This is a genomic window from Serratia sp. MF1(2023) (assembly GCF_030954545.1).
In the GTDB taxonomy this organism is placed as follows: domain Bacteria; phylum Pseudomonadota; class Gammaproteobacteria; order Enterobacterales; family Enterobacteriaceae; genus Serratia; species Serratia sarumanii.
In genome coordinates this window covers 113,472-129,708 of the sequence record NZ_JAVHUX010000031.1, presented here as the reverse complement: position 1 = coordinate 129,708, position 16,237 = coordinate 113,472, and the positions used below count along the sequence as shown (strand labels likewise).

The following is a 16,237-nucleotide window of genomic DNA, read 5'->3' as shown; positions in this document are numbered from 1 at the left end:
CCGATTCTGGCAAAATGAACAGTGATTCTGGTCATGGTGCAAAATCGTGGTATTTTCCGCCGGAATACGCGTTCACGCAAAACCAGAAATAGCGTTCACGTTCCGCCAGAATGGATGTTCACGTTGGGTCAGAATACGCACCTTTCACCTACGTTCGGCTTATTCTTTTTTAGCGCTAGTTAATGGCTCTATACGGATACGTGTACTGTCGTGAGTGGTTTTTGGTGGCCTGATAAATTCGCTTTTTCCCAACTGGGTGGCCAAATGCCACATCGAGTCTGAATACACAATGCTGCGGTGACTCCTCTCAATAAGAAAAGCGGCATAATCCGAATGCCCGAAAGTCATCAGCACTGACCTGATAAATGTGCGCGGCGCCCTTTCATCTTTCAAACATTGTATCAGCAGTGCGTGCTTCTGTCGGTCGCTGGTCAGTTTTACTGAGAGCCGAGTCAGGATTTGCAGGCTGAGAAGCGGCCCATCAGAGAACAGTGCCTCATCTTTATCCCAGAGCCAGTTCAGGATACTGATACAGAGTTCATCAGATATCTTACCGCCATTCAGAAGTAACCGGGTAATGCGTCGGTCAAATTCTTCATCAGCATACAAAACAAGCTCGTAGTTCTCATTCAACAAGGCGGGACGGATACAAATCAGATCATAAAGAAGCGGTGTCAATCCGTCACCCTCTTCGTAAAATGCCTGATAAAGTTGTTCAAAGACACTAGCGGTTGGAGCTAACCATTTCTGATCCATCAGTACTGCCGCATTGTTCAGCGGCAAGCTGTCAGGCAACTTAATAAGAGATAATCTGAATGTCTTGGTTACCGCGACAAGTGCATCTTTACTGATGTTTTCTGAAGATACTACTTTTATAAGTAACTGCGAGAGCTGAACCTCAGTCAAAGGTAATGTTTCATTTGGCAATAAAGCGTAATTAATATTGAGCCATTCACAAAATGTATCAGCGGCAACTGACGCATCTTCATCAAGTAAAAAAACCGCATTGTTCCATAAAGGGGTAATGTGATTATGATGCGTCAGAAGTGAATAAAGGTTTCTATCATGATTAGTTTCTGTTGTTTCGTTATTTTCTTTGTTTAGGATAACCGTTACGTCTTCCAGCATAAACTTCATACTGACTGTTAGGCACTCTGCATCATTCCAGTCAACCAATGCCGAATTAAGGAGGTCAGGAATGAGCTCTCTTTCTTCGGAGTGAATAAAAATATCACGGATAAACGATGATATGTTTTCATAAACATAGGCTTCAAGGTTCGAAATATGAAGCGATTTTATTGTTTTTAAAGGTTTTTTACGTAAGGATTCACTGCTGTTTTCTATCTCATGGATGAGTGAAAAACAGAGGTTTTGCAGGTTGGATGTGGAATAGACCCACAGTTTTTCCTGTGCCACCGAATGCAAAGTTTTCTTGACGGAGTTGCTCTGGACCAAAGGGATATTAGTCAGGCGACAGTCTGAATTCCGCAGGTTTTCACAGAAAGTCTGAGCACAGTCCTCAGATATGGCTGTTAGGATATTAACGTGAGAATCAATGAGTCGCTGTAGCTCTTCCCGCTCTCTCTTAGAGACGACGTTCCAAGGCAGTGCCGGTAAGGACAGTAACAACGGGAGCAGAGTGTGTTGAGCTTCAATATCATTCAAGCTCCCAATCTGGTGGATAATTTTGGACAAGTTGCCATCCCCGTCGACCAATAACCTGATATATTTCAGCTGCAGAGTGGGTTCCCAACGAGGGAAGATATCATTGGCCAGTCTTACCATCCGCTCTTGTGCTCCAGGTTCCACCTGCATTCCCAATATAGTCTTCAGGGAAACCTTATCATTGTACATAAGGTGCCAGAGAATCTGAGGATGCCATGCATTTTCATGCATCAGCATGCCCAATCTACGCAATTTCGCCACGGTGTTAGCAACATTGCTGAGGGACATTTTTTCCGTTTCATCCGGTATTCTTCCTGACGTCACAGCCCTGATAAAGTTATTGTCTTCTATGCTCAGGCTACCCGGTATAAATACGGAACGGTAGGCCATGTAGTCAGTTGATAGATAGCCATAAGATAAAAGAAAATATATAAACTCAAGTCTTCCCACGTTATCAGATAAGGACGTTTTGTCGTGATTATCAGAAGTTACATAGCCTGCAACACGTTTTCCAAAACCCTCTATTCCTATCTTCTTGATAAAAAACGCGAGGTCATACGAAAATGTGTTCTGAATATCGTGTTTGATTTTTTGGATTGAATTTTCTAAGTGAGAAATTTTGCCATTTATTTTATTTGTAATAATGGCATGTCTTTCTTCATATTCTTCCTTTAAAACCTCTGCTGTCTTTTTATCAAGCATTGCTATATTTATATTATACCCTTTAGGTTTAATAGCAATGGGGCTGTTATTCAGCAATGAAAGAAACGAATCTTCGTTTTCGATGACCTCTTCAATGTTATAATAAGTACCATTGTTACTCATAAAGTGCAATGTTGATGCCGTTCTTTCACTGATATATGACTGCAGGATTTCACTTCTTAACTCATGTTCAGTGACCACTCGTTCATTCAGCAGTTGAGATAGCTCATAAAGACAAGCTTCCATTGTGCCTTTCAGTTCGCTGCAAAACTCGTCTCTTAATTTACCAGATGTATACTCGGAAACAATGCTGTAAAGTACCCCTTTTTTCTGATCTATTCCGTGATAATCTTCGGCACAAAGGTTTTTGTAGGCAATGAGTGCAATCAGTCGTTTAAGATCCTCTCCGTTATTCACAATATTCCTGTAAAGCCGGAATTCGTTGGCAATATTATGCATCACCCTCATGTCAGGAATAAACAGAGCCAGTCTGGTAATACAGTCTCTGAAGCCATCTTGTTTAAGTTCATCATATTTAAATTTTCCAAAGAAATGCTCAGAGGCATTCTCACTGTCCATTACCGGGATCACCGGCATGACAAAATCAAAAAATTTTGTCCGTGATTCTGGCGTGCTGAAGAGATTATCCCTGACAGCGTAGATAAATCTCACAGGTTTATCAGCGGGAAGGCAGTTATTGATGAGCTGATTTATCTCACGGAGCTTGATGAAGATAGCGCCGTCGTTATGACGGTCAAGATCCTCAAATATAACCACATTGTATTGCGTCTGTTCGAAGAAGTAGACGATTTCATCAATGTATACATTGAGAAGAGAAGGGGCTGTAGGGCGTGTAGAAATCGCTCCTTTCAGTACGTCAACTTTATCAATACTGACGCGGCGGTCAAATACCCCTGTACGGTGCAATTTCTTCAGTGCAAGGAATAAGGCAAAAAAAAGAAATATCCCTGCGCCACCAACCCTAGCGAGTATAGGCAAAGCCAGGAGAAACTGACTCAGCTCTTTCGGCAGAGAAAGCTTCGCACTGATGTAATCAGGGAATAGAAAAAGCAGGCCAGTTGCCGTCAATGCAAGTATGAGTAACAGGCTGGCGGCCATCATGGCAATCTGAGGCGCGCTAACGTCAGAAATGCGCTCCAGACGGGAATATGGCAACACACTTTTTTTCTCTTTGTAGAGCAGCTGTTGCAGGATGCTGTACTCAATTGTTTTTTCTTCAGCTTTAGCCGCTTTTTTATCAGCTTTATCACCGTCGGTTTTGTCATCCCCCACACTGGTATCTCCGGATGACGCTTGCTGCATTTCAAAATCAGCCAAAGACACGGTCATCATCCTGAAGTCATTGCTTTCTGCTTTTTCCCACGTCAGTAATACAGAGCTTTTACCTGCACCATACGGGCCAGTGACAGCAATGTTTCTGATATCCGGGCGAGAACAAGCAAAATTCAGTGCTTCGATATAGCTTTGCGCTTTTTCATCCTCAATGACTGAGGGGGTCAGAGGTTCATAAGCGATATGTATTTGTTCTTCCTGAGCATCATCGGCGCTGAGTACCGGCATCAGAGCTTCCGTTCGGGGTGGTCTTTGCATGTTGTTCACCCAACATTGTTTGTTTAACCGGCATTATATCGCCTGAAAACAGAAAAGATAACAAAGGCAAAACTATAAAGAAGGAGTCTTTCTGGACACCTGGAATGATAAGAGCCGACTTCCGGTTTTTGGATCACGCCAGCAGTTACGCATAATTCCCCTTATCTTGATTTTCGCCGTAGAAAACGTTGTGCGACTGCCGAACTGAGCTCGGTGCTTTCGGGCTGAGTGTACGCCATCATTCGCGTAGTGCGTTGGCGGTTTACACTACCGATAGCGTCAACACGAAATAATCGCGTTGATAAATGAAGTGGCAGGGCGATAAAACCAGCTTCATAGGAAGTTCACAAAAAATTAACAAACATGAATTATCAAAATGATAAGCTTTTCCCGATTCCGTGTGATTCGGTTATTTAGGGAAAAACGACATGAACGTCATCCAACTCACACCGTTACGACTCCCAGATATAACAACGCTTTCCGCCGTGACGAGAGAGAAACTCGCTTCTTTGGAAGCCATTGTATCGACATATCTCCTCTCCAGTGAAACAAGTAAGGGGCATGATCGAGTTGTTGGTTTTCCTAATGAAGAGATCAATAGGTTAACACACCGACTCAGTGCCCATTACCTAACTAATCAGAAAGATATAAAAAACGACGGCAGAACATTGTTGGAAACAGCACTAATTAATCAGTTCTCAGATGATTATAATCGCATGATAATGCGGGCCAAGTTCGATTGTTTTCTGGCCTTTTTAACTTTCTGGTCTGGCAAAATTAATCCGATAAAACCTGGTATTAGAAAGACAGCCATGCGCACGTCATCAGATAAAAATGGGCATTACATCCGGTTTATTGATGCGAAACACTTGGTCGATGGATTGCGTAATATATGGGCCATTATTATTAATGCCCCCTTTAATAACCTTTACTCAGCGGTGATCAGTTCAACAGCCTTGCTTGCCTACCATCCATTTTATGACGGAAACGGCCGATTTTGCAGATTGCTCATCAATGCCATGTTGAAACGATGCCATGACAACTATATTCCCCTTCATGATATTTATCATCTATCACAAGGTGGGTATTTTATCCGTTTGCGGCAAGCGCTGATATTCTCAGAATGGGATGAGATTATTTTGTTTCATTATAACATCGTCAGTTTTTTCACCCCAAAGCCATGTAAACTTAGCTAAAGAGGATAGAGAAATGGAAATATTGTCGCAGAAGGATATGTTACTTGTCGCAGGCGGTCAGCAATCTGATGAGGACAGAGATCTTGAAGAGATGCGTGAATTGCTGAGCTCTGTTGGCTCTACAGTTGGCGGTGGCGTTGGTGCTTACGTTGGCGGTGTTATCGGTGGCCCTGGAGGTGCTTTGATTGGTTCAGGTGTCGGTGATTACATCGGTGGAAAAATTGGTGAGAACTATCATGAGCCAGATAACGTCTCGATGACTCCTGCGGGAATTGGTACGGATAACCATTGGTAAAAATGCAGACTGGGTAGTTAAACATTTAATATTGGTTTGACTGCCCATCATGACCAGACATAATATTTCTATTGTTTAGACTTTTGGAGTGGGTAAATGAAGATTTATTGGACGCTGAAGAGCATTCCGGAACTGAAAAACTTACCACTAAAAGAAAGAGTGAAGCGCTGGCGAAAAGCATTTTTGGGGCAAAACATGTCAGATACATTAGGTGTACTGGCCATTTCCATGCTCCCATGGTTTATCATCATTCTTTTAAATGATGTGAAATTTAATAATGAAATATTACACAATTCATTCATTGTTATGGTGGGCTATGTCGTGAGCGCTTTTATTGGAATGAATGTTATAATAAGAAGGATGTTATTGAAAAACAAGGATGTATTTAAAGGCTAAGGAATTTAACCCAGTGCTCACGGTTATCATTTGAAGGACATGATCGAACAGCGAGTCATATTCATTAGCACTGCTGATAAGTGGTTTGACAAGCACGTTGTACTGGCTGTAAGTTTGGTTTCAGCTAAGGTGAGTGCGCAGTGTCGCTATTCACTGGTTAATGTGATTGCAAAAAGCACGATGTTTATCACCGCATAACCAAGGATCCCAAATAGTGTTTCGCCAGGAAGCGATCGATAATCAGAAAATGAAATGGCGTGGCCGGGCGCTCCTCCTTCCCGGCATTCCCTTTTGGCTCATAGCAGGGCTCTGCCTGTTTTTTCTCATTGCATTTCTCACCTTCGTGATCGCCGGTACCTATACCCGACGGGTCAATGTGACCGGTGAGGTCAGCACCTATCCGCGTGCCGCCAACGTCTATTCTTCCGTCCAGGGGGTAGTCGTCAAACAATTTGTCACCGAAGGGCAGGTGATCACCGCCGGAGCGCCCATTTACCAGATTGACGTCAGCAAAAGCACTCGCAGTGGTGTCGTCAGCGATAACCAGCAGCGGGATATCGATGGCCAGCTGGCACGCATTGCGCAAATCATCAGCCGACTGGAAAGCAGCAAGCAGGCCACGCTCACAATGCTGGAAAAACAGAAGGCGCAATATACCGCCGCGTTCTCACGCTCAACCGACATCCTTCGGCGTGCTCAGGAAGGGATACGCATCATGAAGGAGAACATGGAGAACTACCGGCACTATCAGACCAAGGGACTGATCAACAAGGATCAGCTCACCAACCAGGTGGCCCTGTATTACCAGCAGCAGAACAACCTACTGGGCCTGTCCGGCCAGAACGAACAGAATGCGCTGCAGATCACCGCGCTGGAAAGCCAGATCCATACCCAGGCCGCCAACTTCGACAACCAGATCTACCAGATGGAGCTGCAGCGCTACGAGCTGCAGAAAGAGCGGCTCAACATCGATGCCGGTGGAGCGATCGTCGTTCGTGCGCTGGCCGATGGCCGTATCGATTCGCTGAGCGTCACGGTTGGCCAAATGGTTAACGTCGGCGACAGTCTGCTGCAGGTGATCCCCCACGACATCGATCACTACGCCCTCGTGCTGTGGGTGCCGATTGTGCGGCAGCGGGAGGACTATAGCGCAGGGCCGGACGTGGGGGCAAGCCGTAAGACGCCCCCGGACGTTCAATCGATTGCATAGTGATCAACAGTCGGTAAGCGGGTCGTTGCGGGTATCGGCCGCCGCGCAGGTCAGCGGAACCGGCCCGGCGCGAAACAGGCGCGGCTCAGCCTGGCGACTCGCCAGACGAATAACGCCGTGTTTTTCGCTGCGGTGATCCGGCAAGAGGACGCCAGGCTCTTTACGCTGCAACAGGATAGCTTCCGCCACAAACAGCGCGTCGCGCTCATCGAGGGTGAAATGCTGGCGACCAAAGGTTAACTGCATCATGCGGCGGCCCCCTGGTGACGGTTGGCGATACGTTCGTCCATCCATTGCTCGACCTCAGAGGCCAGCCAGGCGACGTTTTTACCGCCGAGGGAGACCTGGGCCGGGAACTGCTTGCGACTCATCATCTCGTACACGGTGGAGCGGGACAAGCCGGTGGTGTAGAGCACTTCCGGCAATCGAATAAAGCGCTCGCGCGGGGTGTAACCGCCAGGAATAACCGGCGACGGGGTGGATGGGGTGGGAGTGGAAACGGTCAACATAAAACGCTACCTCTTTGTGTCCGGCCAACGCTGGGCGGGACTGTGTGAACTTCGGTAGCGCCCTATTATGTGAATATTTACCGGGGTGGCAACAAGGCGTTGTTGTGTGATTCATTAAGAAATGGTCATAAAAACAACAAATTATAATAGCTCAGCAATCCTCACTACTCCTCACCCTTCCTCAACATTGCCCCATAGTTTTCAACAATGAATTCATTGCTAATAAATAGGTATAAACAGACTAACCACCGCTAGCCAGGGAAAAGGCTGTTTTGGGCTGGGTGAACAGTGGTGAACACCGGGTGAAGAGTTAAGTGAGAAGTGTTCACCCTATTATTCACTGATTTATCTATATTTTTTATTTAGGTGAATAGTAGTGAATAGTTTTAGGTAAAACTAAAAACGGCTTGATGGTTTTCTCATCAGCGCCCAAGGCTGTTGTCCTGGGGATAGTCCAACCGGGATGAATGGCGATGTTGTACGGCGGTCAGCAGAATAGCTTCACATTGACTGACACCGGAGACATGACCATGAGCACCACCGCCTTACCGAAATACATCACCGATAAACTGCAAGCCCTGCGTGACGCTCGCGCCGCCCACGACAAAAACTATCAGGCGTTGACCGACGTCGTAACCGGCATTGCCCGCTGCCACCAACAGAAGAAAGACACCGAAGTGCAGAGCCAGGAGGCAGAAAGCCAGTGGCGCACCCTGTTTCGCAAACTGCGCGGAGAAATGACGCCGGAACTGCAAGCGCAACACCACAGCCGGATTTCCAAGCGGGAGCTGGCGAAAGAGTTCGACGGCCTGATTGAAGAGATGGAACTGGACAAAATAGAGTTTCATCTTGATTGCGGAGGAGCGGCTCCGAAGGTGGTGGCCGCGCATAAAGACGCCCTCACAACCTTTGCTGACCATGCAATGGGCCAAGCCGTGGATGCACTGAGCAAGGCGCTCATCAGCCCTGAGATTGTCAAGGCCTGCGCGCTGGCGAAAAAGGCGTATAGCGTTTATGGGGATGATCCGGTGAAAGCGATTGAGCAACAGCTGCTGGGAACGCGGCGGGGCCATATTAACGTTGCCACGGCAATGCAAAATATCGACCACCCGGTGCTGAATGAGATTGGCCTGACGATACCGGAACAAACTGGTGTATTGCAGGAGCTGCAAAGAAGTCCAATTCGCCGGACGCAAGTGGCAAGAGAACTGGCGGAAAAACGCCGTCTGCTGCAAGAGAAAGGGGCCCAATCATGATGCGCTGCCCGCTGTGCACCCATGCGTCCTATACCCGCACCAGTCGCTATATCACGGAGCGGACGAAAGAGGCGTATTACCAATGTCAGAGCCTAACCTGTTCTTGCACATTCAAGACGGTGGAAAGCGTCGATAAAATCCTGTGCCAGCCGATACAAGCGCAACCGGTCGATGAGAACGCCTTGCCACCGCCGGAGAAACGGACGTTGAACCGCTATCGCCGTTACAACAGCAATCCAACTCTGCACTAATCACACTCCGCCCCGCCGCTCTCGACAGCATCGCGGGGCATTTCTCTTTCGCCTCGCCCAAAACAGCCTTTTTCCTGGCTAGCCAGCCACAAATTGCGCGTGCATGCATAGGGTGCATGATTTTGCATGCAAGAAAATGCACTTTTTATCCCGTGTTGCACCAGTACTGGCGCGGCCTGCGGCCGTTCATGCAACTGCATGAAAAGCGACACATGAAGCGCGCAGGCGAGGCGGGGATAGCATTGCGCGCAGATAAATTGTTATCAGACTTGACTCAACGTATGGTCAAAGATAAAAGATCAGGGATTAGCTAACTTAAAATTAGAGGTCACATGTTACTGAAAGCTTTCAGAATCAATCATTATCGTTCAATACATTCTGAGATTAAATTAGACACGTTAAAAGGTTTATCTATCGTTGGACCAAATAACTGTGGCAAAACAAATATATTAAAAGGGATAAAAACTTTTTTTCAGCAAAAGATGATGATAGCTCATATAGTTACAAAAGGGATATACCATTTGGTAGCAAAGGAGGACAGTCTAGTTTCACTGCCACATTCGAATTTGAGGAAAACGATCCTCTGAAGGACCAATTCAATGAATTATTTGACATGGTCGAAATAACATCTCAGCATTTGAATGAGGTTAATCTTTATCTTACGTTCTCCACAAAAGGAAATCCTTCATATGCTTTTTTTAAAGGAGTGAAGAGGAAAGAAGGTGTTACATCCAACAGCTATACTTATTTAGAGAGAAAGTTAGTCGACAAGTTATTAACAAGCTTCGACTGTATATATGTTCCCTCAGCGAAAAGTGTTGAGCAGCTATATACTACATTAGTCGTGCCTTATTTGAGAAAAGTTGCATCAGAGAAATTAAGTAACTCATTACAGTCTCTTAAATCGGGCTTAAAAGAAATATCAAAAAGTGTAGATAAAGAGCTTGAAAATTGTGGAATTATGGGCTACACAACTGCATTTAAAGTACCTGATGATCAATTAGAAAAAATAATAAGCGGCTTTGACTTCTCGATAAAAGATACAGAGGAGACTGATATATTTAACAAAGGAATGGGAATTCAATGCACATCACTATTTTCAACATTTTCTTGGATTTCAAAAAGAAAAAAAGAAGAAGACAAGAATCTTATATGGTTAATTGAAGAGCCTGAATCATTTCTACACCCAGAGCTAACTAGAAGTTGCAATAAAATTTTCGACAATTTAAAAGATCACGCTTATGTGATCTTAACAACGCATTCATTATCATTTGTAAATCAAGACACAAGAAAAGTCATCGGCATTGAAAAAAACAGCGAAGGTCACACTACAAATAACAAATTCAAAACATTTTTAGAGGCAACCCAAAAAATCAGAGACTCTCTCGGAGTAAGATTTAGTGATTTCTTTAGCCTTGACAATTATAATCTATTCCTTGAGGGCCCTACCGACAAAGAATATATAAGCTGGTTTTTAGAAACAACAGCACAAAATGAAAATTTAAAAAACAAGTGGCCAAAACTTAGAGCGGCAAAATTAGAAGAGTTCGGTGGCGTTAAATTTCTAACTGGTTTTTTAAGAGCAAATTATAGTTACATACAAAAAGAAACCATCTGTATTAGTATTTTTGATGGTGATTATGAGGGGACAAATGAACGTCAAAACATCCAATCATATATACAACAAAAATTAAAACTACCATTTAATCCAAACAAGGAGTTTGTTTCAATCAGAAGCCATTATGCAATTGAAGGTTTATTTATTGACAAATGGATAAAAGATGCATACCAACAAAATCCATCATGGTTTGACAATTATTCAGAAGATGCATCTGGAGCCATTGAACCTTTCAAGGTAAATGAATATAAAAAGAAACACTTTCTCAATTTCATGTGTAACCATGAACGAGATGAAGATTATGCATGGGCAACTCGATGGATTAATGTTTGCGATACCATAGAGAAAGCAATCGAGAGTAAAGAACAAAATAAAAAATAAAAAACGGCAGCCTCTGCTGCCGTAATTTTTAATAAAGACTATCGCTATACCATTGCAACATATCTCGACGTTTTTCCAGATATTGAGCATGATTATAAGTCGCTCGAATACCGTTCTTATCCACATGCGCTAGCTGCATCTCAATCCATGCAGATTCAAAGCCTTGTTCATGCAGGATGGTAGACATTGTATGCCTGAAGCCGTGACCAGTGGCTCGCCCCTTATATCCCAGCAACTCGATCACCTGGTTCACGCTTTCCTTACTTATAGGCTTTCTGCGGTTGTTTCGTCCAATGAAAATGTAAGGATAGTGACTAGTGATCGGTTGAAGTTGTTTAAACAGTTCAACCACCTGAGTAGAGAGCGGTACAATGTGCGGGCGGCGCATTTTCATACGTTCGGCGGGGATCTCCCAGATACCCCGTTCAAAATCAATTTCTTCCCATGTAGCAAAACGCATTTCTTGTGTGCGTACACCGGTCAGCATAACGATCTTTGCAGCATTCTTAGTGATGATGCTACCAGTATATCCTTCCAAATCCTTAACAAAGTAAGGTAGTTCCTCGGCCGAAAGGAACGGATGGTGCTTTTGTTTTGGAACGGCTAGCGCGCTGGCGAGATCTGGGGCTGGATTATATTCCGCCCTACCGGTAATAATTGCGTAGCGGAATACCTCTCCGCAGAGCTGGCGTACCTTACGGGTCTTTTCCAATGCCCCACGCTTCTCAATGCGTCGCAGCACTTCTAGCAACTCTAAGGGCTTAATTTCTGCAATCGGACGTTGACCAATGTATGGAAACACATCCTGCTCAAAGGTACGCATGATTTCTTCCCTGTAGGCCAGCGTCCACCGGTCAGCCTTGTTCGTGTGCCACTCGCGGCTAATAGCTTCAAAGGAATTCTCAACCGAAAGCTGCTGAGCGAGCTTTTGCGCCTTTTTCTCGGCTACAGGGTCAATGCCATTAGCAACTTGCTTACGGGCCTCTCCGCGCTTTTCTCGCGCATCGGCCAGCGTTACCAAAGGGTAGGTACCAAAGGACATTAGCTTGGCTTTTCCGGCATAGCGATAGCGAAAACGCCAACCTTTACTCCCGTCAGTGTTGATAAGGAGAGACAGGCCTTGGCCATCGTTGAGGGTGTAGGGCTTTTCCTGCGGCTTGGAACGTCGAATTTGTATGTCAGTTAGGAGCATGTGTATAAGTGGATTCTGTGTATAAAAACATTATACGCATCATTATACACATTTTTCTCGGATTCAGGCGGTAACGCACGGGCACCGGCGGACAATAAAATCACACAATCAATTGATTTTATGCATTTTAATGGACTTTTCAGGAACTACCCGGACAAGCTTTGGCGGAAGATCACAGGAGTCGAACCTGCCCAGGACCGCTGGCGGCCCCAACCGGATTTGAAGTCCGGCCGCCCCACCGGGGACGAGGATCTTCCTTGGAGAAGGGAGAAGCAAGGCGCTGATTATAGCGCAGTTTGTTCGCTGCGCTAAGCGGGAAATGGCGGCCGCCGGCGATTCGGCGGCCGGGGAGCGCTACTTCAGGAAATCCTTCACGTCCAGCAGGATGAACTCGTTGTCATCCGCCATATTGGGCTGGCGGCTGGAGGAGAACGGGAAGTTGTTGTCGTTGCCGACGATGATGTGGTTGGCGTCCACCACGTCTACGTTCTCGATGGTGAAGAACGGGAAGGTCAGCACGCCGTCATTCAGCGGCTTGCGCGCCAGCTTGTTCGGATCCTGAATGTTCATCAGGTCGATATAGCCCAGTTTCTCGACCGGTTTGCCGACGTTGGCGTCCGAGAAGGCGATTTTATATACCCGTTTGAACTTGGCCACCTGGCTGAAGCAGTTGTCGGTCGGCGCGCCTGCGGCGCAGGCTTTATCCGGCGTGCCTTCGCCGTTGTCGCGCTCGATCACCAGCCCGTGGGTGGCGTCGATCATGTTGAAGTCGCCGATGGCGTTCTGGTTGTCTTCCAGCACGTACTGCCAGCTGCGGCCGGTCCAGGCCTGCTGTTTCACGTCGAACTCCAGCACCCGCAGGTAGCGTTTGCCGCCGACGTTCTCGAACTGCTCGCCGTCCCACAGCGCCCCTTCCAGCAGCGGGTACAGCTTGCTGCCGTCCGGCGAGGCGGCCATGCCTTCAAAGCCTTTGGAGCGCGCCACCTGGAAGTTCTGCTTGCCGTCCGGCGCGCCCGGCTGGGTCAGCGTCGGGTTGTCCGGCGATTTCACCACCTTGCCGTCCACCTGGGTGTCGAACACCGCCAGCACTTTGCCGTTCAGGTCGGCCTTGATCAGGTAAGGGCCGAATTCTTCACCGATCCACAAGGCATCGTCGGCAAACTGGAAGCTTTCCGGATCGAAATCGCTGCCGGTCAGATAACGCTGCTCTGTGCTCTCGTTGATGATGTGGAACGGCACCTTTTTATCCGGATCGTGCAGGAAAACCGTCTTCAGCGGCGCGACCGTGCCGTCTTTGAAATCGATCTTGTAGTGGTTGAGATACAGCATGGCGTCCGGCGAGTTGGCCTTGCTGCCGAAGCCGTTGTCGGTCAGCACCCAGTAGGTGCCGTCGGGCATGTGTTTGATGCCGGAGTGGCCCTGCAGCGGTTGGCCTTCGATCGGCAGGCCGAGGCCGGTCAGGCGATCGGCGGATTTGCCCGCCACGCTGCCCAGCTCGGTGACGCGTTTGCCGCTGGTGTACTTGCCGCTCAGCTGCAGATCGCTCGGCGCGTCCTTCGGCGTGGAAACGGTGGATTTCACCGGCAGCAGCGCATGCCCCGCCAGCGTCGCCGGTACCGGCTGCGCCTCGGCCCACAGGTTGGCGCTCAGCGCCATGCAGCCGACCAGCAGCGCCAGCCGGGTTTTGGTGTTGTGCATGTCATTGTCCCTTTTCGTTGTTATCGCCCAGAAGTAAAAGCAACGTCACTATAGGGAGCGGCAATGACAGAAATATTATTCGGCGAACGCCCGCCGGTAGCTGTGCGGGTGGAAGCGCCAGGTGATGGCGATCAGCACCACCACCAGCAGCGCGTGGATCTGCCAGTCCAGCACGAAGCCACCGCTGTAGTCGCGCAGCAGGCCGGAGAGGTAGGGTGTCACGCCCGCCAGCAGGAAGCCGACGCCCTGCATAAAGGCCACCAGCCGCCCGGCCGCCGCCGGCTGGTGCAGGTGATCGAGCGCCAGCACCAGGCACAGCGGGAACGCGCCGCCCAGCCCCAGCCCAGAAACCAACACCCACAGCCACGGCAGCGTCTGCGGCAGGTAAATCAGGCCGATAAAGCCGATCAGCTGCATCATCAGCGCCAGCAGCAGCAGCGGCCGCCGGTCATGATTGCGCGCCAGCGCCGGCAACAGCAGCGCGCCCATCACCTGGCCGAAGGTCATCAGCGCCAGCAGCGAACCGCTGGCCTGCGGCTGCCAACCGAGCTGCATGTAATACGGCGGCAGCCAGGCGATCAGGCTGGTATAGCCGCCGTTGATCAGGCCGAAATAGGCGCCGAGCAGCCAGGCGCGCCGGTTGCGCAGCAGGCTTGGCCCACGGTTTTCTCCCGCCGCGCCCAGGCGCGACAGCCCGCGACTGACCGGCCACCAGGCCAGCAGCGCCACCAGCGCCGGCAATGCCCACCAGGCCAGCGCGCTGTGCCAGTCGTGCCCTATGCTCATCAGCCACGGAGTGATCGCCGCGCCCAGCCCGCCGCCGCCCATCAGCGCCGCCGACCACAGCCCGGCCACCAGTGCCATACTTTTGAGGAAATGATGCTTGATGATGCCGGGCATCACCGCCTGGATCACCCCGATGCCGAGCCCGCCCAGCACCGCGCTCATCAGCAGTTGCACGCTACCGGGGGCCAGCTCGCGCCAAAGTGCGCCCAACCCGATCGCCAACAGGCTCAACGCCACGGCGCTGCGTTCGCTGAACAGCCGGTTGATGGCGCCCCCCGCCAACGCCATCAGGCCCATCATCAGCACCGGCAGCGCGGTCAGCAGCGCCGCGCCGCCAAAGCTCAGCCCGGTAGCCTGGCGCAGCGTCGGCAGCAACGGGCCGATCGAGGTCAACAGCGGCCGCATGTTCAGGCCGATCAACACCAGCGCCAGCAACAGGGGATTGAACCAGCGGCGCGAAGAAGGTGAATTAACAGAATGATTTAACACGGTATATTCCTGGTACTGCAAAATGAAGAGTGCGGCGTCACAGCGCGATCGCCGCAGCGTTGCGTTACTGTAGGCAACGCCGCTAGTATTGGGAAATTAAATAATAAAATAGCCAACAGTGGGAAAATGAATCGCTACCCGATGTTCAATCCGCAGCTGCTGCTCAGCTTCGTCGCCGTATGCGACAGCAACAGCTTCACCCGCGCCGCAGAGCGGGTGTTTTTGTCGCAGTCCACCGTCAGCCAGCAGGTGCGCCGGCTGGAAGAGATGCTGGGCAAGCCGCTGTTTGAGCGCTCCTCGCATCAGGTGCTGCTGACCGAAGAAGGCGTCAAGCTGTTGAGCTACGCGCGCCGCATCATCGCGCTGAATGAAGAGGCCCACGACGCGCTGACCGGCATCTGGCGCGACGGCGTGCTGCGGATCGGCATGCCGGAGGATTTCGCCGTGCCCACCACCGAACTGCTGGCCGAATTCAGCCGCGAGCACCCACACCTGCGATTGGACGTCGCCAGCGGCCTGAGCGCCGATCTGCACAGCGCCTACGCGCGTGAAGAGCTGGATCTGATCCTGGTGAAGCAGCGCCGCCGGCAACCGCCGCGCGCCGCGCGGCCGGAACCGCTGCTGTGGCTGGACAGCCTGGCCTTCCCGGCCATCGAGCAATCGCCGGTGCCGCTGGCGGTATTTCCGCTCAGCGGCCTGTACCGCGACGAGCTGTGCCAGGCGCTGGACAACCTCGGCAAACGCTGGCGCATCGGCTACAGCAGCGCCAGCCTGGCGGCGCTGACCGCCGCTTCCGCCGCCGGGCTGGGCGTCACCCTGCTGCCGGCCGGCTGCCGTCTGCCCACGCATCGGGTGCTGGGCGAAGCCGAAGGATTGCCGCCGATAGACAGCTTCGAACTGGCGCTCTACTACCGCGACGGCGCCCTCGCCGCCACGCTGTCGCTGGCCCAGCGGCTGGCGGTGTTTTGCGGGTTGAAGTGAG

At 49.5% G+C, this 16,237-nt stretch carries 14 protein-coding genes, 1 tRNA gene and 1 pseudogene; 9 read left to right on the top strand and 7 right to left on the bottom strand.

What is annotated here, in order from left to right; all coding sequences use genetic code 11:
* Positions 1–159: 159 nt before the first annotated feature.
* Positions 160–3,948 carry a pcar gene (locus tag REA38_RS15980; RefSeq protein WP_308886230.1) on the bottom strand — a complete coding sequence of 1,263 codons (3,789 nt, stop codon included), beginning with the start codon at positions 3,946–3,948 and terminating at the stop codon, positions 160–162.
* 458 nt (positions 3,949–4,406) lie between these two features.
* Between REA38_RS15980 and REA38_RS15975 the strand changes: the two genes are divergently transcribed.
* The 4 genes and pseudogenes from REA38_RS15975 to REA38_RS15960 form a co-directional block, all read left to right on the top strand.
* The gene (locus tag REA38_RS15975; protein WP_110612106.1) at positions 4,407–5,174 is read left to right on the top strand and encodes a Fic family protein; all 768 of its coding nucleotides are present in this window, start codon (positions 4,407–4,409) and stop codon (positions 5,172–5,174) included.
* A 13-nt stretch (positions 5,175–5,187) separates the two neighbouring features.
* Positions 5,188–5,469, top strand: a complete 282-nt coding sequence (locus REA38_RS15970) for a glycine zipper domain-containing protein (protein WP_076741047.1) — start codon at positions 5,188–5,190, stop codon at positions 5,467–5,469.
* 96 nt (positions 5,470–5,565) lie between these two features.
* Positions 5,566–5,865 carry a hypothetical protein gene (locus REA38_RS15965; RefSeq protein ID WP_076741048.1) on the top strand — a complete coding sequence of 100 codons (300 nt, stop codon included), beginning with the start codon at positions 5,566–5,568 and terminating at the stop codon, positions 5,863–5,865.
* Positions 5,866–6,079: 214 nt separating this feature from the next.
* Positions 6,080–6,988 (top strand): annotated as a pseudogene (locus REA38_RS15960) (HlyD family secretion protein); the annotation flags it as partial.
* 90 nt (positions 6,989–7,078) lie between these two features.
* Here the strand turns inward: REA38_RS15960 and REA38_RS15955 are convergent.
* Together REA38_RS15955 and REA38_RS15950 are read right to left on the bottom strand one after the other, a co-directional pair.
* Complete coding sequence (locus tag REA38_RS15955; protein ID WP_308886229.1) at positions 7,079–7,324, bottom strand: hypothetical protein; 246 nt, start codon at positions 7,322–7,324, stop codon at positions 7,079–7,081.
* Positions 7,321–7,584, bottom strand: coding sequence for an AlpA family transcriptional regulator (locus tag REA38_RS15950; protein WP_308886228.1), 264 nt, complete (start codon positions 7,582–7,584; stop codon positions 7,321–7,323). The genes REA38_RS15955 and REA38_RS15950 overlap by 4 nt, the downstream gene beginning before the upstream one ends.
* A gap of 530 nt (positions 7,585–8,114) precedes the next feature.
* On the opposite strand from REA38_RS15950, the gene REA38_RS15945 reads away from it, so the two are divergent.
* The 4 genes from REA38_RS15945 to REA38_RS15935 all read left to right on the top strand — a co-directional run bounded on the left by REA38_RS15945 (position 8,115) and on the right by REA38_RS15935 (position 11,090).
* A complete protein-coding gene (locus REA38_RS15945) occupies positions 8,115–8,840 on the top strand; it encodes an NAD-dependent aldehyde dehydrogenase (protein ID WP_308886226.1) in 726 nt (241 codons plus the stop codon).
* Positions 8,837–9,091 carry an ogr/Delta-like zinc finger family protein gene (locus tag REA38_RS15940; protein WP_015376189.1) on the top strand — a complete coding sequence of 85 codons (255 nt, stop codon included), beginning with the start codon at positions 8,837–8,839 and terminating at the stop codon, positions 9,089–9,091. Before REA38_RS15945 ends, REA38_RS15940 begins: the two co-directional genes overlap by 4 nt.
* A 332-nt stretch (positions 9,092–9,423) precedes the next feature.
* Entirely contained in the window at positions 9,424–9,678 is a 255-nt protein-coding gene (locus REA38_RS24575; RefSeq protein ID WP_374213797.1) for an AAA family ATPase, read from the top strand.
* A 26-nt stretch (positions 9,679–9,704) separates the two neighbouring features.
* Positions 9,705–11,090: an ATP-dependent endonuclease gene (locus REA38_RS15935; protein WP_374213796.1), complete on the top strand. Its 1,386-nt coding sequence runs from the start codon at positions 9,705–9,707 to the stop codon at positions 11,088–11,090.
* A 28-nt stretch (positions 11,091–11,118) separates the two neighbouring features.
* Here REA38_RS15935 and REA38_RS15930 read toward each other — a convergent pair whose 3' ends face one another.
* From REA38_RS15930 to REA38_RS15915, 4 genes are all read right to left on the bottom strand, one after another.
* Entirely contained in the window at positions 11,119–12,282 is a 1,164-nt protein-coding gene (locus REA38_RS15930; RefSeq protein ID WP_308886223.1) for an integrase arm-type DNA-binding domain-containing protein, read from the bottom strand.
* Between the two features lie 162 nt (positions 12,283–12,444).
* A tRNA-Sec gene (locus REA38_RS15925) sits at positions 12,445–12,539 on the bottom strand.
* Positions 12,540–12,636: 97 nt separating this feature from the next.
* Complete coding sequence (locus tag REA38_RS15920; protein WP_308886221.1) at positions 12,637–13,980, bottom strand: esterase-like activity of phytase family protein; 1,344 nt, start codon at positions 13,978–13,980, stop codon at positions 12,637–12,639.
* A gap of 75 nt (positions 13,981–14,055) precedes the next feature.
* On the bottom strand, positions 14,056–15,255 hold the full coding sequence (locus REA38_RS15915) for a cyanate transporter (protein WP_308886220.1): 1,200 nt from the start codon (positions 15,253–15,255) through the stop codon (positions 14,056–14,058).
* Between the two features lie 126 nt (positions 15,256–15,381).
* On the opposite strand from REA38_RS15915, the gene REA38_RS15910 reads away from it, so the two are divergent.
* Positions 15,382–16,236 carry a LysR family transcriptional regulator gene (locus REA38_RS15910; protein ID WP_308886218.1) on the top strand — a complete coding sequence of 285 codons (855 nt, stop codon included), beginning with the start codon at positions 15,382–15,384 and terminating at the stop codon, positions 16,234–16,236.
* The last annotated feature ends 1 nt before the right edge of the window (position 16,237 follow it).